This is a genomic window from Halobacteriovorax sp. GB3 (assembly GCF_028649655.1).
In the GTDB taxonomy this organism is placed as follows: Bacteria; Bdellovibrionota; Bacteriovoracia; order Bacteriovoracales; family Bacteriovoracaceae; genus BSW11-IV.
In genome coordinates this window covers 169,325-188,956 of record NZ_JAQSLN010000005.1, presented here as the reverse complement: position 1 = coordinate 188,956, position 19,632 = coordinate 169,325, and the positions used below count along the sequence as shown (strand labels likewise).

General features: G+C 35.7%; 16 protein-coding genes, 2 tRNA genes and 1 other RNA gene. 18 read left to right on the top strand and 1 reads right to left on the bottom strand.

Annotated features, from left to right (window positions below):
• Positions 1-19: 19 nt before the first annotated feature.
• The 12 genes from HBN50_RS16360 (at position 20) to HBN50_RS16305 (ending at position 13,586) form a co-directional block, all read left to right on the top strand.
• Positions 20-1,225 (top strand): TolC family protein, encoded by a 1,206-nt coding sequence (locus HBN50_RS16360; RefSeq protein ID WP_273871830.1) that lies wholly within the window; start codon positions 20-22, stop codon positions 1,223-1,225.
• Positions 1,222-4,308, top strand: coding sequence for an efflux RND transporter permease subunit (locus HBN50_RS16355; protein ID WP_273871828.1), 3,087 nt, complete (start codon positions 1,222-1,224; stop codon positions 4,306-4,308). Before HBN50_RS16360 ends, HBN50_RS16355 begins: the two co-directional genes overlap by 4 nt.
• A gap of 115 nt (positions 4,309-4,423) precedes the next feature.
• Positions 4,424-4,500: transfer RNA gene (locus tag HBN50_RS16350), tRNA-Arg, on the top strand.
• A gap of 75 nt (positions 4,501-4,575) precedes the next feature.
• Positions 4,576-6,060 carry an XRE family transcriptional regulator gene (locus HBN50_RS16345; RefSeq protein ID WP_273871826.1) on the top strand — a complete coding sequence of 495 codons (1,485 nt, stop codon included), beginning with the start codon at positions 4,576-4,578 and terminating at the stop codon, positions 6,058-6,060.
• 128 nt (positions 6,061-6,188) lie between these two features.
• Positions 6,189-6,857 carry a hypothetical protein gene (locus tag HBN50_RS16340; RefSeq protein ID WP_273871823.1) on the top strand — a complete coding sequence of 223 codons (669 nt, stop codon included), beginning with the start codon at positions 6,189-6,191 and terminating at the stop codon, positions 6,855-6,857.
• Between the two features lie 38 nt (positions 6,858-6,895).
• Positions 6,896-7,825: an LPP20 family lipoprotein gene (locus tag HBN50_RS16335; RefSeq protein WP_273871819.1), complete on the top strand. Its 930-nt coding sequence runs from the start codon at positions 6,896-6,898 to the stop codon at positions 7,823-7,825.
• 11 nt (positions 7,826-7,836) lie between these two features.
• Positions 7,837-8,451, top strand: a complete 615-nt coding sequence (locus HBN50_RS16330) for a hypothetical protein (protein ID WP_273871816.1) — start codon at positions 7,837-7,839, stop codon at positions 8,449-8,451.
• A gap of 3 nt (positions 8,452-8,454) precedes the next feature.
• On the top strand, positions 8,455-10,020 hold the full coding sequence (locus HBN50_RS16325) for a hypothetical protein (protein ID WP_273871813.1): 1,566 nt from the start codon (positions 8,455-8,457) through the stop codon (positions 10,018-10,020).
• Positions 10,021-10,113: 93 nt separating this feature from the next.
• Complete coding sequence (locus HBN50_RS16320) at positions 10,114-12,132, top strand: hybrid sensor histidine kinase/response regulator (protein WP_273871812.1); 2,019 nt, start codon at positions 10,114-10,116, stop codon at positions 12,130-12,132.
• A 17-nt stretch (positions 12,133-12,149) separates the two neighbouring features.
• Entirely contained in the window at positions 12,150-12,887 is a 738-nt protein-coding gene (locus tag HBN50_RS16315) for a PilZ domain-containing protein (RefSeq protein WP_273871810.1), read from the top strand.
• A complete protein-coding gene (locus HBN50_RS16310) occupies positions 12,884-13,372 on the top strand; it encodes a nucleoside deaminase (protein WP_273871808.1) in 489 nt (162 codons plus the stop codon). The genes HBN50_RS16315 and HBN50_RS16310 overlap by 4 nt, the downstream gene beginning before the upstream one ends.
• A gap of 126 nt (positions 13,373-13,498) precedes the next feature.
• Positions 13,499-13,586, top strand: a tRNA-Ser gene (locus HBN50_RS16305).
• A gap of 218 nt (positions 13,587-13,804) precedes the next feature.
• Here the strand turns inward: HBN50_RS16305 and HBN50_RS16300 are convergent.
• Entirely contained in the window at positions 13,805-14,725 is a 921-nt protein-coding gene (locus HBN50_RS16300) for a LysR family transcriptional regulator (RefSeq protein WP_273871807.1), read from the bottom strand.
• 86 nt (positions 14,726-14,811) lie between these two features.
• Between HBN50_RS16300 and HBN50_RS16295 the strand changes: the two genes are divergently transcribed.
• From HBN50_RS16295 to HBN50_RS16270, 6 genes are all read left to right on the top strand, one after another.
• Positions 14,812-16,062 carry an NAD(P)/FAD-dependent oxidoreductase gene (locus tag HBN50_RS16295; RefSeq protein WP_273871804.1) on the top strand — a complete coding sequence of 417 codons (1,251 nt, stop codon included), beginning with the start codon at positions 14,812-14,814 and terminating at the stop codon, positions 16,060-16,062.
• Positions 16,063-16,166: 104 nt separating this feature from the next.
• An RNA gene (gene ffs / locus HBN50_RS16290) (signal recognition particle sRNA small type) lies at positions 16,167-16,262 on the top strand.
• A 92-nt stretch (positions 16,263-16,354) separates the two neighbouring features.
• The gene (gene dnaX, locus HBN50_RS16285; protein ID WP_273871802.1) at positions 16,355-18,163 is read left to right on the top strand and encodes a DNA polymerase III subunit gamma/tau; all 1,809 of its coding nucleotides are present in this window, start codon (positions 16,355-16,357) and stop codon (positions 18,161-18,163) included.
• 24 nt (positions 18,164-18,187) lie between these two features.
• Positions 18,188-18,502: a YbaB/EbfC family nucleoid-associated protein gene (locus HBN50_RS16280; RefSeq protein ID WP_273871801.1), complete on the top strand. Its 315-nt coding sequence runs from the start codon at positions 18,188-18,190 to the stop codon at positions 18,500-18,502.
• Between the two features lie 9 nt (positions 18,503-18,511).
• Complete coding sequence (gene recR, locus HBN50_RS16275) at positions 18,512-19,105, top strand: recombination mediator RecR (protein ID WP_273871800.1); 594 nt, start codon at positions 18,512-18,514, stop codon at positions 19,103-19,105.
• 18 nt (positions 19,106-19,123) lie between these two features.
• Positions 19,124-19,624: a hypothetical protein gene (locus HBN50_RS16270; RefSeq protein WP_273871797.1), complete on the top strand. Its 501-nt coding sequence runs from the start codon at positions 19,124-19,126 to the stop codon at positions 19,622-19,624.
• Positions 19,625-19,632: the final 8 nt, after the last annotated feature.

Below are 19,632 nucleotides of genomic sequence, written 5' to 3'. Positions count from 1 at the left end.
TTCTTAAAAAAGGTCAGAGATGAAATTACTTACATTAATAATTTGTTTATTTAGTTACAATTGTTACGCCCTGACGTTGGAAGATGCTCTTAAGCGTCTTCATGAAAATGAACAGGTGAAAATAGCAAAGAAAGAAACAGAGATATCAAACATTGAAGTTGATGTTTTGAAATCAGCGGTCTTACCAGATGTATCGCTAAATGGATCATATAATAAGTATGGACCTGGAAAGACTCTGAATGAATCAGATCAAACATCAATGTCGGTGGGACTCGTTCAACCACTCTATAGAGGCTTGAAAGAATGGAAGGCCTTTGAGTCAGCAAAAATTTATTCTAAGTCACAAAAGTATCTAGAAAACGCAAAAATTCGTGAGTTACAGCAAGAACTAATCATCAAATTTTTTAATTTTTTGATTAAATCAAAGGAACTTGAACTTAATAGAGAACTTGTTCGACTCTCTGATGAGAGATTGAAAGATATTTCGTATAGAGTGAAAATTGGTAAATCTAAGAGAAGTGATTATTTATCAGCTGAGTCGCTACTCTTTAATACAAAAGCTAATGTAGAGAGATTACAAAAAGAAGTTGATGATGCTCGTATTTTGATAACAACTCTAATTCCTCTTGAAAAAGAAGAGGTTTTAACAGCACCAGAGTTTAAAAATAATATTTCCTTTAATGAAAGCGATATTGAAAATTATCCTACAGTAAGGGCCTTAGAGCTTTTACGTGATATCGCAAAAAAGAAAATTGAAATCTCAAAGGCCGATCATCAACCAAGCGTTGATTTAAAGTCTAATTATTATTTACATAACTCAAATGATTCTACTCAAAGAGATTGGGATGCTGCAGTTGTTATGAGTTTTCCTCTCTATTCTGGCGGGAAGACATCAGCACAAGTGAGTGCAGATGAACTTCGCTATAGAAGAACGATTTATGAAATTGATAGAGGTAAGAAAGTTATTAGTGAAACACTATCGACTCTATATAACGAGTTTGAAACAGGTGAAAGAAGAATTGATCTCCTCGATAAGGCAAATAAAGCAAATAAGGTGAATTACGAAGAATATAGAAAGGAATTCAAACTAGGTCTCGTTACTTCTTTAGAAGTACTTTCAGCTCTTACACAATATATTGAGGCCAAGAAAAATTTCTATACAACAAAGTTATCAGTACAAAGTGCTGGTTTTCAAATTAAGTCATTAGCAGGGAAAAATTTGTGAATTTAACAGAAATCTCAATCAAGAAGCCAGTCTTTGCATGGATGGTAATGGCTTCATTTATTATATTTGGTTACCTATGTTTTAGGGAATTAGGTGTCAGTGAAAAACCAGATGTCGATTTTCCAGTGGTAAGTGTATCTGTCGGATGGGAAGGTGCCGCACCTGAAGTTGTTGAATTAGATATTATCGATATCTTAGAAAGTTCACTTCTCTCAGTGGAGGGGATAAAGCAAATTACTTCTCAGGCTAGACGTGGACGTGCAGATGTTACGTTAGAATTTGAGATTGATACAGATATTGACGTAGCTGTTCAAGAAGTTCAATCGATTCTAAGTTCAGCTCAAAGGCGTTTGCCGGATGATATCGATGCTCCGGTTGTAAGAAAGTCGAATCCAGAAGATAGACCAATTATGTGGTTAAGTATTACTTCTTCAGAGATGAGTAAGAAAGAATTAATGACATTTGTAAGAGATCAAATCAAAGATAGATTTCAAACGATTGATGGAGTGTCAGAGGTTATTCTAGGTGGATATGTTGATCCAAGCTTAAGAGTTTGGGTTAGTGATAAAAAGCTCAAGCAATATGATCTTTCCGTTCTTGATGTGTATAACGCTATTTCTAATGAACATAATGAATATCCCGCAGGTATCTATGAAAACCCTTCGACAGAATACAATGTTCGAGTTCTTGGTGAAGCTAAATCAGTAAATGATTTCGAGAATATTTCAATTAATCAAAGGGGTGGAGCGCCAAACTATTCGCCTATTCCACTTAAGAAGGTCGCAGAGATTGAAGATGGCCTTGATGATGTAAGAAGAATCTCGCGTGTTATGGGAGAGCAATCTATTGGTCTAGGTTTCCGAAAAAAGAGAGGCTCGAATTCAGTAGATGTAGCCCATAATGTAAAAGATAAGATGGTGATTATCGCTAATGCATTGCCAAAGGGGACGTCCATTGGTGTTAACTATGATGGAACAGTCTTTATTGAAGATTCAATTGAAGAATTAAAATTTACTCTTGTTCTTGCTGGAGTTATGACTTCAGCAGTTGTTCTATTCTTCTTAGGATCACTCGGTGCTGCATTTAATATTGTTTTATCTATACCAACAGCTATTATTGCGACGTTTATTGGAGTGAAAGTTTTTGGCTTTACGTTAAACACTTTTACGATGCTTGGTCTAACCCTCGCAGTAGGTCTCGTCGTTGATGATAACATCATGATTCTTGAAAATATTACGAGGAAATTTAAAGAAGGTCATTCTAAGATCAAGGCTTCACTCTTAGGGACTCAAGAAATTAGTTTTGCGGCCCTTGCATCGTCTACGGCCATTATCGCAATATTTCTTCCTCTTGGGTTTATGTCGGGAATTGTTGGGAAGTACTTCTATCAATTTGCTGTAACCATTTGTATTGCAATTTTCTTTTCATATATTGATGCGATTACACTAACGCCAATGAGAACATCGATAATGCTTGGTGAAGATAAAAAAGAAGGTCACCGTTTTATTGATAGGGTCATGGAAAAATTAGAAGGTTTTTATAGTAGAACACTTGATGCTGCATTGAAATTTAGATTCTTTGTTCTAGGTGGAGCAGTTGTTCTTTTTGCTTCAACATTCTTTATCTTCAAATCTCTTAAAAGAGAATTTGTACCACCTCAAGATCAATCAAGACTCATTCTTTTTATGAAGACAAAACCTGGTTCGTCATTAGAATACACGCAAAAAAAAGTTGCTGAGATTGAAAAAATCTTAATGTCTTATGATGAACTTAGAAGATACTTCGTTGCCATTGGTGGGTTTACAGGAACTGAGTCAAACACAGCTTTTGGATATGTGACACTGAAAGATAAAAGAGAGCGACCTAAGAACAAAGAAGCAAATAGAGTCCTTACTCAACAGGAATTTTCCGATTTTTTAAAAGCCGACATAAGAAAAAACGTTAAGGGCATTTTTGCTTTCGTTCGCGACCCTTCTCTTGGCGGTTTTGGTCAAGGTGAAGGTTACCCAATTGAATTCAGTATTACAGGACCTGATTGGGATGTTCTTATTGAGACTTCTGAAGATCTTAAGAAAAAGATGGAAGAATCTAAGTTGATGGTTGGAATTGATTCAAATTACAAAGGAAAGATTCCTGAGTTGCATATCGTACCAGATCGAGAAAAAGCTCTTGCTCGTGGTGTTTCTGTTGATGCTATTGGTAAAACGATTCAATCAATGGTTAGTGGTGTCGTCGCCGGTAAATTTGCCAAAGGTGGCAGACGTTATGATGTGAAAGTTAAGATCAAAGAGAATGAGCTTAATGAAATGGCAGATATTACAAAAATTACTGTTAGAAATAACAGAGGTCAGCTGATCCCATTAAGTGAGGTAACAAAAGTTGAAGAAACAACTGGTCTTCTTTCAATCATTCGTGAAGATAGAACGCGCTCGATAACATTGACGGCTAACTTGGCTCCAAAGGTTGCTCAAAGTGATGCTCTTGAATATGTAAGAGAGAACTTTGCAAATAATCTTCCTGAGGAATACACATTGATTGAGAGTGGATCTACTCGAACATATAATGAGTCTTTTTACAGCTTGATTTATGTAATCGTTTTAGGCCTTGTTATTGCCTATATGATCTTGGCGTCACAGTTTAATAGTTTTGTAAGTCCTATTACAATTTTATCGGCCCTACCATTTAGTTTTACAGGTGCCTTCATTGCTTTAAAGCTAGGGGGTCAGACTTTAAACATGTACAGTATGATTGGTCTTATTCTTCTAATGGGTATCGTTAAGAAGAACTCGATTATCTTGGTTGATTTAACAAATCAGATGAGAGCTAAAGGCTTAGGAATAAGAGAAGCACTTATGGAAGCTTGTCCGGTAAGATTGAGACCTATTATTATGACATCAGTTTCAACTGTTGCTGGTACAGTTCCTGCTGCACTCTCTCTTGGGCCAGGTGCTGAGACGCGTATTCCTATGGCACTAGCCGTCATTGGAGGACTCGTCTTTTCGACGGTTCTAACTCTCTATATTGTTCCTTGTATTTACACTCTGTTACCTGGAAGAATTAATGAAGAAAGACAGTCGATTTAATAAAATTTAGTTAGAATAAACCGGAAATTGAGGGGATAAGCGATATAAAATACATCGATTAATTTATCCCCTTGATTTTTCGCGTTAGATTCATTAAAAATGTATATCTAAATGCGCACCCTTGGCTCAGCTGGATAGAGCGTCTGACTACGGATCAGAAGGTCGGGAGTTCGAATCTCTCAGGGTGCGCCATCTAATTACCTCCGATAAGTTTCCAAATCACGAAAAAAAGGTTACAAAAGTCCCTCATAACTTGGGTGGGAATTTTTGAAAGTAACAAAAAAACATGTCATTAAGTTTGTTCTAGGAATTAAGTTAAAACAGCTTCGTAAGAAAGCTTCTCTTTCCTTGAAAGAACTTGCTGAGAAGTCGGGATTATCTGCCTCTTATTTAAATGAAATTGAAAAAGGTAAGAAGTACCCAAAACTTGAAAAAATTCAAGCAATCGCAGATGTTCTAAATGTAAGTTCAGATCATCTTGCTTCGACTAAACTAGGAAAGTCTCTTCACCCACTTACTCACTTTGTAGAAAGTGATCTGTTCAATAAGTTTCCAGCTGAATTATTTGGGATTAATGATCAAGATATATATGATCTCATGTCTCACTCCCCTGAAAAATTCGCATCGTTTCTAGTAGCTGTTTTAGAGCTTGCTAGAAGCTATGATATCTCTCCTGAAGATGTCTTTAATTCGGCATTAAGAAGCTATCAGGAAAGCTACAATAATTATTTCGTTGATCTTGAAAACCTCTCTTTAAGAGCTAGAGAAGAGTATTCTCTTAATGAAATGACTCTCTCTATTGAGGCCCTAAAGAAAACTCTTATCGATTCATATGATTACATAATTGACGAGACTAAACTTTCTGAAAATGAAGAGACTCAGTCAGTACGATCGTATTTTAAAATAAAAAAGAATAAAAATTACTTCTTATTAAATCAAAATCTAACGACAGCACAAAAGCGCTTTGTTTTAGCTCGTGAACTTGGATACTGCTATCTTGGTATTAAGAGAACGGATGAAAGAGATTTCACAAGTAAGCTCGGACATTTTAGGGCCTCTTATTTTTCAGGCGCCTTACTTATGCCATCACATTTACTCGTAAGGGATTTAAAAGACGTTTTTCAGAATAAAGAATTTAAGGGTGAACTCTTTTTGGGAATCTTGCAAAAATATGGATTAAGTTCTGAAGTTCTTATGCATAGATTAACGCAAATTCTCCCAGAGTACTTTGGTCTTAATCAGCTCTTCTTTTTAAAGTTTACAAATAACTTCGTTGAAACTCCTGAAGATTATAAAATCACATCAGAACTTCATCTCTCGCAAATGCATGCTCCTCATGGACAAAGATTGAAAGAGCATTATTGTAGAAGATGGGTAACAGTAGACTTGTTGAAAGGTCTTGGTGATAAAATCAAAAACTCTAATGATGACCAACCTCTACTAGGAACGCAACGTTCTACTATGAATGGTCATGATGCAGATTATTTCTGCGTATCAATTGCTAGACCGTCTAAGCTTAAGCCTGGCTCAAGTTCTTGTATTACAATAGGTATTTTAATCGATGAGTATTTCAAGGATCAGGTAAAGTTTTGGAAAGATGAGAAGGTACCTTCAAAAGTTGTCAGTCAAACATGTGAGCGATGTACTATTATGGACTGTGAATCAAGGGCCGCAAAGCCCATTCATGTTATTGAAAATCAGAAAAGAAACTCGAGTAAAGTTGTCTTGGAATCGATTATAAATGACCTCTAAGTTGACTAAAAAAATCAATCTTCAGAATTAAAAAATATTAATGATAATTTTATTGAAACCTAAAGCAGGTGTACTTACACTTAATAGATATATTTTTTAAAAGTGTAATTCTTTGTTTTGGAGGAAGAATGAAATTGTTTAAAGCGATATTGCTCATGAGCTCATTGGCCCTTGTTTCATGTGCATCAAAAGAGAAAAAAGAAGTAGTTAAAGAAGAGCCTAAATTTCAAAAAGACTATGTCCTTGTTGATGCTTCATCAAAGACAGAACCAACTTGGATCGAAGAGCCAACATCTGGCGATAAGAAAAAAGAGTCAAAGTTAAATAGATATTTTGTTTCAGAATCTGCAAGTGTATCTAAAAGATCCTGTGTACGTTCAGCTTCTGCAAGAGCTACAGCAAGAATTGCTCAAGAAGTAGCTCAGTTTATGAAGAACTCATATGCTGAATCTACTCAAGTAGATGAGGGAGATGAGGTTTCAGAATACATGGAAGAAAGTCTTGGACAAGAAGCGCAGACTTTTCTTGTTGGTGCAAGAGTACATAAGACGTACTGGGAAAAAAGAAGATACCAGAAGACTTTAGGAGCTAAAGAAGATGAGACAAAGTATAACTGTTTTGCACTCGTTAAAATGAGCAAGAAAAATCTTGAAAAAGCTCTTAAGAAGTCGATGCAAAAACTTTATGGAGATATTGATGATCCAGAAGTAAAGAAGAAAGCAAAGAAAGCGCTTAAAGGTGCAGAGGATGCATTCGTTAAGTTAGATAAAAAAGTAGAAGTACAATCTGAAGAATAAAACAAAGGGAGTCATAGACTCCCTTTTTTAGGACCATTATGAAATACCTTACTTTAAGTGCGTTCTTGGTTATAGCAAATGCTTTTGCTGCACCTGAATGGACGACATCTCTCGATAAGAATACAAAACTATGTAATGCTAAAAAAGAAATATGCGCTGTCGGCGAAGGTGAAAGTATTAGTTTTGCAAAGATTAATGCCAGAGCTGAAATTGCAAAGTTCTTTTCTACTAAAATTGAATCAGAGTTTGAGACATCTCTTCAAGTTGTTGGGAATGACATCAGAGAGAGTGCAAATGAGCGAGTTAAAGAAAGTACAGAAGAAGTTGTTGATGGAATCGAAATTCGAAAAACAGATGAAGATAAAGTTAATTATTATGCACTAGCTGTTTTGAATAAATCTAAGGCAAGAAAAGTAATTAGAAAAAAAGTTTCAGAGATCGATGAAAAAATGAAGGCACTTAAAGATGAGAAAGACCAGAAAAGTATCTTTGAATTGGAGAGCCTTTATGTAGAACGTGGTTTACTTACAAGTCGGATTGTCTTGTTGTCTGGAATTGAAAAACCATCACCTATTTCGTTTGAAGACATTTTGAAAAGAAAAAAGAAGCTTGTCTCAGGAGTTCGTGTTCTTATTCAGCTGAAAGAGGAAGGATCTTCCGATGTAGGCTCAATTATTAGACAAGAAGTTAGCAGTCTAGGTTATGAAACAGTTACAAACTCAAATCAAGCGACACATATTCTTTCAGGACAATTCTATCCGGAGAAAAAATTTCTAAATGTTGATGGTTTTGAAAAATATGGATTCATCTTGAAAATGAATGCGATGGATAAAAATAAAGTTTCTAAGGGAAGTTTGTCACAGGAGTTTGTTGCCGTCGGCCGTGATTATGGCCAGGCCTACGAAAAAGCAAAAATAGAAGTTATTAATTACTTAAAACAAAATATGAAAAAACTATCGTTTAAATAAGGAGATTTAAAATGAAAAAAATTTCAATCGTAATTAGCCTACTTATGGCACTAACTCTTGCCTCTTGTGGTGGATTCAAAGCTAAGCGTGTAACAAGTGATGAGTCTGATGAATTAGCAATGGAAATTACAGATAAGTGGGTTGCCCGAGATACTGAAATTTCTGTTAGTAAAATTTTAAAGCAAATTGAAAAGCATAAAGGTTTTCAGCGTTACTTAGCAAAGCTTGGGAAACAACCAAAAGTTTTTATTTCTGAAGTTCAAAACATTACATCAAATCCATATTTTCCAATTGGTGACTTTAACGATGAACTGTTAACTGAATTCTCTATGTCTGGTGATTACGTTCTTATCGATGCCGCTGCTAGAGATAGACTTCTAAAAGAGATTCAATACCAAAATGACGGTATGGTAGATCCATCACAAATCAAGTCAATTGGAAAACAGGCAGGTGCTGATCTGCTAATCTTTGGAGCTGTTCGTATGTCACCGAAGCAAAGAGGTGGAAAAACAATCAAAGAATACTCTGTAAACATTAGAATGACTGATATCGAAAGAGGTGTTGAAGTTCTAAGAACAAGAGTAAAGGTTAATAAGTTCTCTGACCAAAGTTCTTCTGGTTGGTAATATATGCAAAAAATATTTTCAATCATCATGCTGGCCATTTTTTTGGCCAGCTGTGGTACTGCTCAAAATAGAAAGAGTGTCGCGAAGTTAAAGAAACTTGTCTCAGTAGGTGATTACAAAAAGGCCCTCGAACTTACAAAAAGTGATAAGTTTTACAAAGAAGATAACTCTAAACTACTAAAGTTGGTGGAAGTTGGAACTCTGCAAAACCTTAATGGACAATACTTTCAGTCACTCCAGTCATTTGATGAAGCAAAAGAACTTTCAAGACAACTTTTCACAAAGTCTATAAGTAAAAAAATTCTAAGTGGTGTTGGAAATGATAGCGCTGATAATTACTATGGTGATCTTCATGAAAGATCTTTGATTCGTTTTTATCAAGCTCTTAATCATTATATGCTTTATCAGGTAGGTAAATACGAGGCCCATAAAGTAAAGCCTGTTGGTGATGATCAGAAAAAATTAAAGGAAAAGTTAATTCCAGAAAAAGTTCTTACAGAGAAAGAAAAGAGAAACCATCTAATCTCTGCACGATCTATTCTAATTGAATGGGATTCTCTTCTCGATGAATATAAAGGAACGAGTGGCGGTGAAGTAGTTTATAAAGACGATCTTATTGCAAAGCTTTTTGGAGCGTTTATTCATGAGCAACTTGGAACAGGTGAAGATAGACAAATTGCTTTAGGTCTATATCGTGAAGCAAAGAAAATTCTCTTTAGAAATTACAATATCTATCCCTCTTTTAATAAATTGAACAAAAAATTCAAAAAAGATTTCAGTAAGCTCCCACAAATGAATTTAAACAGTGTTAAATCCAAATATGTAAAAGAGACTGAATACAGTAAAGAGTTATTGAACTATATTAACAAAAGAGAAAAGCACCTTAAAAAGGGACACAAGGATAACTTAGTTCTCATTGTGCAATCTAACTTCATCGCTGAAAAGTTTGCAAAGAAATTTGAATTTCCAATTAACCTAGTAACCTTACCTGCTGGTGTTAGTAATAAGAATGATTTTCTATCATTCTCACTTAAAGTGCTACAACTCGGAGCCGCTAGCCAACCAAAAATTAGTTTTGAGTTGCCAGCAATCAAAAAGAAACAAGTAAAAACGACTATGAAGCTTTTGCTTGAAGGAAAAAAGAAAGAAGAAGTTGATCTTGTCCTACTTGATCCTCTCAGTGAGATCGCTGAGCTTGCACTAGAAAACGATATTGTAAGTACACGAGTAAAGACAGGTACAAGAGTGGCCGGTAAGCACTTAGCAGCTCTTCTAACTTCTTATGGTACTTATAAAACTGCCCAAAAAGGTATGGGTGATGCATTTGCTCTCCTAACGGCATCAGCAACTTACGCCGCTGCTAATAAAGGTATTGAAATGTCAGAGAAGGCTGATCTTAGAAGTTGGGTTACTCTGCCAAACTCTGTACAGATGACTTCTTTGAAATTAAAACCAGGCAAATACAAGGCAAAATTAGAAATTACTCAAGGAGAAATTAAGAGATTTCGAGATCTTGGGGAAATTGAAATAGTTAAAGGCAAAGCTAAGCTACTGACATTAAGAGATTAAGAATAATTATAAATATTTGTTGTTTTAATTGAGTAAAAATTAAGATTTTAAAACGTTGTTCCAAGTTAAAATTTTTTTGTTAAGGGATAGCAAATGTTTAAGAATTGGAACAAATTCAATTTACGCTTTTTCATCACTCTAGCTATAGGGGGAATTGTCTTTATTGGCATTTCCCTTGTAGTTTTCAAAGAAATTAATGAAGTTAATTCTAAAATTACAGTTATTACTGAACAAGAAATTCCTCTCGCTAATGAGATCGATAGTATTGTTTCGACTTTCAATGACAATGAGAGAATCTTAACAAAGTTTAGTACAGAAATTCAGCTCAATGATAAAAGCCAATTGCCACGTGCCTATGTAAAAAAAATTGAAATAAATAATCTTCTTGTTAAGCAAAACTTTTTAAGGGCGAAGGATATTGTTGATAAAGCTAATATCAATAAAGAAAGCAAAGAGTTTGCGATGCTTTCACTTTTAACACTTGAGGAATCATTTTTAGACTTAGAAAGTAAAATTAACTTCACATTGAATGAAGTTCTTTTAGAAAGGGATCAAAAAGAGAAATTAAATCTTTTAAAAGAAGTGGAAGTAAGTAAGACGATTCTTGCTAGAAATATAGGATATTTTAAATCAGAAATTCAAACGATTCTTAACAGTACTACTTTAGAGCTTCGAACAGTTGTTTCTAGTTCCTTTGTGTATGTCATCGTACTTTTTGGAAGTTACATAATTTGTGCAGGTCTAATTTTATTCTACTCTTTCTTATATATATTTAACCCACTATCGAAAACTATTGGCGCCATTGATTTGATTACTCAAGGAAAAAATCATATTAAGGCCTTTAAAAAAGTGAAAGGAAATGGTCTTGATCATCTTATTTCATCAATCGAAAAACTCTATGTGAACTTAAAGAAGACAGAAAAAAGTTTAGTCGATGAAAGAAATAAGGCACTGGATTCTGAAAAAGAAAAGTCACAATTTTTATCAGTGATGAGCCATGAAATTAGAACGCCCTTGAATACGATAATTGGTACGACAGAGATTCTTGAAGAGTGCAATATTAATAGTGATCAAAGGAAGCTCGTTGAGAGTATTAATCGCGCGGGAAATAATCTTCTCGATATCGTAAATAAAGTTCTTGATGTTAGTAAAATTGAAGCGGGAGAATTTGAACTTCATGAACAGATTTTCAATCCTCGTGAAATGATTTATGAAGCTGTTGATCTCTTTAAACTTAAGGCCAAGAGAAAAGGAATTAGTGTTCATTTCTTTGTCGATAAAAATGTACCAGAGTTATTAGAAGGTAGTGATCTTCATATTAAACAAATTATCGTTAATCTGATTAGTAATGCTGTTAAGTTTACAGAAGAAGGTGAGGTTAAAATCAGCCTTTTAAAAGTAAATGAAGATAAATATCGTTTCCAAGTCGTAGATTCTGGAGTTGGTATTAAAGAAGAATATTTATCGAGAATATTCACTCCTTTTACACAACAAGACTCCTCTATTTCAGTTAAGTACGGTGGAACCGGTCTTGGTTTGAGCTTTTGTCAGAAAGTTCTCGCTTTGATGGGCTCACGAATAGAAGTCGAGTCGAAACAAAATGTTGGATCCAAGTTTTATTTTGATCTTGAACTCGATGAAATCATCATTAGACAAGAAGTAAAGGAAGAAGAAATTAATGGATTGGAAAAACTTAAAAACATTACTGATGCTAATATTCTAATCGTTGATGACTCTGAGGATAATATTAACTTATTGAAGCTCTACTTTAAGCCTTATAAGTTCAATGTAGACTATGCTTATAATGGAAAACAGGCCGCTGATATGTTCAACGTAAAAGCTTATGATGTAGTTGTTATGGATGTTCAGATGCCTGTTATGAATGGATATGATGCGACTAGATTAATTAGAAAGCTCGAAGTCGAGAAGTCTCGAACACCTTGTCACATAATTGCCCTCACCGCTCACGCAATTGCATCAGAGAAAGAAAAGTGCTTTGTGGCCGGTTGCAATGAATATCTGTCTAAGCCAGTCAAGAAACACGAGTTATTTGATGCTCTTTTTATAGGTCTTCAGGGAATAGATTCTCAGTACTTCCAAGATTTAGCTTAATCAGATAAAATCATCTTATGATCCAATTTCTAGAGAAAATTAATTTAAGACAAGATAATGACCGTATTAAGATCTTATTCTGGGCCGTCTTTGCATTGCTTGCCCTTGCTCTTTTTACTAAGGCCTTTATCTACAATAACCTCATTTTAAATATGACTAAGATTGTAATCTTAGTTTTTTATTTTAACTTCACTTGGAAAACCCTCAAGCGCTATTACTATACTTATTGGACAATGAGCGGTTTCTTGGTTGTATACCTATTGTATGGGCTCTATGAATCAATCTTTATTCTTTCCCATTACAATTTAGTTTATATTCACTTGCTTGCACTCATTTTTATCAGTGTTCAAATGTATGTCCTATACTCGCCTATTTATTATCCAATGGTGAGCTGGTGGGAATATGATTTTAGATATCGTACAGACTTGAAGATGGATGTTGAGTTTGAAGGTGAGAGATTTGAATCACGTATTGTCGATCTAAGGCGCTCTGCTCTAGGTATTCAAAGTTTTAAGAGCTTTACACTTGGAGAGAAAGTAAAAATTGTCTACGAAACAGCAAGTGAAGAGATTTCTTTTAATTGCGAGATTGTAAGTAAAAGAAGTTACTCGATTGGAAGGCCTTACATGTACGGGCTAAAAATATATGAAAATCTTAGTGAACGCAGTGTTGAATATGACAAGCTCCTTAAAGAATGGCACAGTAAGAAGAGACTGGTTAGGCAGCAGAAGTTTTCTAAGGATGTATTGAATTGAATTTTTCCGAATACAAGTGGCATATGACTACGGCCCTCGAAGAAGCTGAAAAAGCATTTCGAGAAGATGAAGTCCCTATAGGGGCAGTTGTCACAACAGGTGATGGAGAAGTTCTCGCAGTTGCACATAATGTAAAAGAAAAAGTAAATGATCCATGCGGACATGCAGAAATACTCGCGATAAAGAAAGCTTGCCAAAAACAAGGGGACTGGAGACTTAGCGGATGCACTCTCTTTGTCACACTAGAGCCCTGCCCAATGTGTCTAAGTGCAATGGTGCAAGCGCGAGTTAGCAAAGTTGTTTTTGGTGCCTATGATGCCAAAGGCGGAGCCCTCAGTTTAAATTATAATCTATATAAAGATCAGCGTTTAAATCATAACTTTAGTGTTGTCGGTGGAATTGAACATTTTAAATGTTCTGAAATCCTCTCTACATTTTTTAAAGCAAAGAGAAATAAGTACAAGCATAAGAATTCTCAGAAGTAGACAAGGCAGATTCTATTGCTTAAAATTTCTCTGTTATCTGCGGAGAATTGTTTCGAGATTTGTTTGTTACGGAGTAACAATACAGCAGCAATGATATGAGGATCGAAAAAGTATAAATTCATTAACGGAGAATTGGCCGAGTGGTCGAAGGCGCACGCTTGGAAAGCGTGTAAACCGAAAGGTTTCGGGAGTTCGAATCTCCTGTTCTCCGCCATTTTATTTTCAGAAAAGATGCTACAAAGATTACCTGATACGCCAGCTCTGACGTTTGGCAAATGGGACTAAAAGCTTTCGCTTTTAGTGTTCTCCGCCATTTTTATTCAAACAAGAAAATACAAATTTCAAACAAGAAAATACAAATTCTATCAGATACGCCAGCTCTGACGTTTGGCTAATGGGACTAAAAGCTTGCGCTTTTAGTATTCTCCGCCATCACTTAACAACATTCTCCAACTTCTTTTCAATAAATTCAATCAAGCTAGAGAGCCTCTTGCTCGTAGACGGTTTCTTGCTAGAGAGCAAAAAGATGTTGTGTCCTTCTAGGTGCCAAGACTTAAAAAGAATCTTCAGCTTACCTTCCTTGATTTGTTTTTCAACGAGGTAACGTGGGATATTGAGAATACCCACTCCCATTTCCGAGGCCCTAATTAAGCTTGGAAGGTTGTTAGATTTATATGTTCCTTGTACGTGAATGTGACTAGTTTTTCCTTTCTTAGAAAAAGTCCAAATGAATGGAGATGATCCGCGCATATAGTGAAGACAGTTGTGCTTTGAAAGTGACTCTAAGCTTCGAGGTTCTTTGAATTTATCCAGATAGCGAGGAGAAGCAACGATTACTCTTGGGAGCTTTCCTAGTTTTTTTACATAGAGACTTGAATCGTTAAGTTGATAGGCTGTTCGAATACTGAGGTCAATATCTTGTTCAATAGGATCGAGAATGCGATCGGTTAGTCGTAAGTCAATGTCGATATAGGGGTGATCAATTTGATAATCAGCGAATATATCAGAGAGTATACTTTGGCCTAGAGTTGTTGGAGCTGTAATTCGAAGTGAACCACGGTGTACAATCTTAGAGCCTTGAACATGATCTTCTAGATCATGGAGTTCATTTAAAATGATCCTCGCCTTATCGATGGCAACTTTTCCCTCGGCCGTAAGGCTTAAAGAACGCGTTGTTCTCTTAAAGATCTTAACTCCTAAATAATCCTCTAACTTTTGAATTTCGCGAGTAATATTCGGAGCAGAAACTCCTAGCCTCTTAGCTGCCGAAATAAAAGAGCCCTCTTTTAAGACTGTTAGAGCGATTTGAAAGGCATAAATACGATCAAATGATGTTTTTTCTATTATTTCCATATCTGTAATTAAGTATTGCAAATCTGACTTATTGTTTCAATTTCAAAATGACCGTAAAGTAAGATTAATGTATCAGAGGAGATATCATGGTAAACAAAGTCGTGATCGTAGGTGGTGGTTTTGCTGGTATTGCAGCGGCAAAACAATTTTCAAATACAAATTTTGAAGTTGTCTTAATCGATAAGAAAAATCATCACTTGTTTCAACCTCTACTCTATCAAGTCGCTTCAGCTGCTCTCTCTCCGGCCGATATTTCTGCACCAATAAGAGAAATTCTTTCTGATGCAAAAAATATCAGAGTAATACTTGATGAGGTAACTTCAATCGATAAAGAGAATAACAAAGTTATTTGCCGATCGAATAAAGTTTTAGGCTACGACCATTTAATCCTCGCACCAGGTGCAAGGCCTTCTTACTTTGGTAAAACAAAGTGGAAGAACTTTGCTCCTGGACTGAAAACACTAGAAGATGCACTGACAATTAGAAATAGAATTTTAAAGTCATTTGAACAATGTGAATTAGAAAGAAGAGACGAGTTAAATTTCGTTATTGTTGGCGCAGGTCCAACGGGTGTGGAGCTTGCAGGAGCTTTTGCTGAAATCGCTTATGATGTGCTACTTAAAGACTTTAGGCACTTTGATCCAAGTAAAACAAAAATCTATCTTGTTGAAGGTGGAGATCACGTTCTACCTGCCTATAAGGGGGAGCTATCGAGGCAGGCTAAAGAGCTACTAGAGCAACTCGGAGTGATTGTACTTGCAAATCACTTTGTCAGCGATATTGAAAGTGATCATGTCATTTTGAGTAAAGGTGATGAGAAGATTAGAATAAATTCGAATAATGTTATTTGGGCAGCGGGAAATAGAGTATCACCTCTTATTGAAGGCCTTAATGTTGAAATTGATCGAATGGGACGTGCAATAGTTAATAAAGATCTTTCACTAAAAGAGTATCCGAATATCTATATCCTTGGTGATGCGGCTCACTTTGTTGGGAAACATGAACAAGTACTTCCCTCACTCGCTCCAGTTGCAAGTCAACAAGGTCGCCATGTGGCCAAGAATATTATTGATTTTAAGAGAGAGCCATTTAGATATTTGGACAAAGGAAGTATGGCCACAATCGGAAAGTTTAAGGCCGTGATGGATTTTCATGGACTAAAAATGGCCGGACTTTTTGCATGGCTTAGCTGGTCAATTGTCCACGTACTCTTCTTGATTAACTTCAGGAATCGCTTCATGGTTTTTGTGCAGTGGGCCTTCGCTCTTCTTCTTCACCGTAAGGGAGTTATGATCATTACAGAGAGAGAAAGTACAAAGAGTGAGAAAGATGATTAATTTTAGATAGTTATCTGATTAGAGAAAGTGCTCTATAGTATTATATACGTACTACTGATGACGTGTTGACACAAAGTCATAGAGACTCTAATATCAGCCTCGGTAGTCGATCCGCAACAAGTGCTTTCTTGGTGAACTCCGCCAGGTCGGGAACGAAGCAACGGTAGCCGTAGAGGTATTGTGTTGTTGGATCGGCTGCCGCTTATTCCTTTAAAAATCCTATCAAACTCGTATTCAATAAGTTAAAATCATTAGAAATTTGATCTCAGTTCATTATATTTAGGGAAATAACATGTCATATCAAGTTCTTGCAAGAAAATGGCGTCCAAAGAAATTTGAAGAAGTTGTAGGGCAATCTCATATTGCTAAGTCACTTCAAAACGCTCTTAAAAGAAATCAGATTGGACATGCATATATTCTTACTGGAACAAGAGGGATTGGTAAGACGACAATTGCTCGTATTTTTGCCAAGGCCTTAAGATGTGAGCAGAGACAGGAAGATTCTAATCCATGCGGAACTTGTAATTCTTGCTTAGATTTTGATTCTCAATCTTCAATGAACGTCATTGAGATTGACGGTGCTTCAAATAACTCAGTAGATGACATTAGAGATTTAATTAGTAACGTTCAATACCTGCCTACTGTTGGTGAATATAAAGTTTATATCATTGATGAGGTTCACATGCTTTCAACGAGTGCGTTCAATGCACTTTTAAAAACGTTGGAAGAACCACCTAAGCATGCTGTTTTTATCTTAGCGACTACTGAACCCGAAAAATTACTCGGAACAGTTTTGTCTCGTTGTCAGCGTTTCGATTTTAGAAATGCAACACTTATAGACTTAGTAGGACATGTGAAAAAGATTGCCGAAAAAGAAGGCATTCAATTTGAAAATGATGAACTTATTCAAACTATTTGTATCCAAGGTAATGGCTCGTTTAGAGATACACTTTCTTTAGTGGATCAAGTTTTAAGTTTTAGTGAAGACAAGGTCGTTAGCGAAGAAGTTGTCGCGATGGCCCTTGGTATCGCTAAGACAAGCGCGGTTCTTACTTTGATAAACAATATGTTTGCTGGTCAAGACCAACAAGCATGTGATCTGGTAGAAAAGTTTATTTCAGAAAATATAAGTACTAAAAATATTTTATCTTCAATTCTTTCTAAGCTCTTTGATCAAATTAAAGATCATCAACTCCCTGAAGGAATTTCACAAGCAGAAGCTCTATGGGTGTATGAATCTCTTGCTAAGGATGCAAATTGGATTCTTGATTCTTTATTACCGCCTAAATCGTTACAGATAGTTGTTAAGAAGATCTCTTTGAGAAGATCTTTTTTTACTGAAGGAGCGACATTGAGTGGTCAAGTAGCAACAGCTGACTCTCAAAAAAAAACTCTAAATAATTCACCTGTTGAAAAGCAAGAAACACTATCAACTGATGAGGCCATTGAAAGTACACCTCAAGTTGAGGTCTCAGACGTGAATCCTTCTACTGAGAATAATGTAGTTAAAGAGCAAGAACCTTCTCCTGTTGAGGAAGTCACTGAGCAGGAAGCAACACCAAGTATTGATATTCGTCATAAAATTCAAGAGGCGATGGAAGAAGAATCAACAGAAGAAATTCAAGTTGATCAACCAGTTGTGGCTCCAGTTGAAGAAGTCGTGTTGGAAAGTGGTGAAAAATCTTGGGAAGGATTTTTAAAGTCTTTAGCAAAAATTTCACCTGCTGCTGCGTCTAATCTTGAGCAAGGAAACCTTGTAACACCTATCAATGTGACAGAGCTACAAGTATCAGTTGATTTTGCTTATTCTGTTGATGGCAAGGTCTTCTACGATTATATGATTGAAGATGAGTCACAAAAGAAACTTGTTGATAACTTAAAAAAATATTTTGGATGCGACGATGTTCATCTTTCAATAACACTGCTTGATGATGAAAAAGCTGATGAGGCAAATTTCATTTCAAGAGCAGCTATTAAAGAGGAAGAAGAACAAAAAGTGCACGATAATAAAAGAGATGAGATTTTAAATGATCCTATCATTCAAAATGCTCAAGATATTTTTAGTGCTAAAGTAGATAAAGTAATTGTTGATAAGAAATAAAAATAAATAAAAGCGGAGATTATTATGGCCAAGAATATGAATCACCTAATGAAACAAGCACAAGTTATGCAGCAAAAGATTTCTACACTTCAAAAAGAACTTGAGAGTAGAGAGCTTGATGTTTCTTCTGGTGGAGGAATGGTTAAAATCAAAATCAATGGTAAACAAGAAATTATCGAACTTAAATTAGATAAGGAATGTGTTGATCCAACTGATATTGAGACTCTAGAAGAACTCGTTCAAACAGCCGTTAATCAAGCTGTTAAAGAATCTCAAGATATGGTTTCTAATGCAATGTCGAAAGTTACTGGTGGATTAAATATCCCAGGTCTTTTCTAGGATCGTATTTTGGAATTACCTAGCGGACTTAATAATTTAGTTGATCAATTCTCAAAGATTCCGGGAGTCGGTCAGAAGACAGCACTGAGACAAGTGCTTTTTCTTACGAAATGGAACTCTAACGAGATTGAAGACTTTGCAAAGGCACTACAGGGATTGAATGAAATTCTTAAGTGTGAAAAATGCGGAATGTTTTCAGATGAAAAGCTTTGCTCTGTTTGTTCAAACTCTGGGCGTATGGAATCTGAAATTGTCTGTGTTGTTGAGTCCGTTAGTGACCTACTTGCAATCGAGAGAAGTGGGCAATTTGATGGAAAATATCATATTCTTGGTGGAGTGCTAAACCCTCTACTAGGGATTGGACCAGAAGAATTAGATATAGATGGATTTGTAAAAAGAGTTTTAGATGAGTCCATTAAAACGATCATTCTAGCAGTTAACCCATCTGTTGAAGGGGATGCAACTTGCTCTTATTTAAGACAAGTTCTTCCTGATGATGTTGTTGTAGATCGTATTGGATTCGGTATTCCAATGGGTGGATCATTAGAGCATTTAGATGCAATGACCATTACTAAAGCTTTGGAAAACAGAAAAAAACTCTAATGTGAAAGGAGTCACATTTTGAACAAGGATCAGTTCTTATCCTCGATTGAGGATTATTTTGAAAATGTTGTTCAGTTAGATTGGTTAGATGACTTTGCTATAATCTTTGCAAGAAGAGATGGAGTTCCTCTCTATTCTCAATCATCTTTTTCTGATGATATCGAAAAAGACTCTATTGGCGCACTCGTAAGTGGAGTGTGGCAAGCGGCGAGAAGTCTCGTTGACTTTCTTCCTGCCGATGATGAATCCGATATATTTAGACTGAGTTTTGATACTTCTTCTCGCGGTATTTATCTTCTACCTGTTATGCATAAGGGAGATGAATATCAATTGGGAATTATCTATAGGAATATGGTTAATCCTGGGGCCATGAAGTCTAAGCTAAGAATTATTCGCAATGAATTAGAACTTTTCTTGGATGAAGTTTTTAATGGTGAGGAAGAGTCTCTAAAAGAAGATTATCTATTTGAAGACATCACAGATGATGAAATGGATAACCTATTTTCTTTTGGTAACTAAAGGGAGCT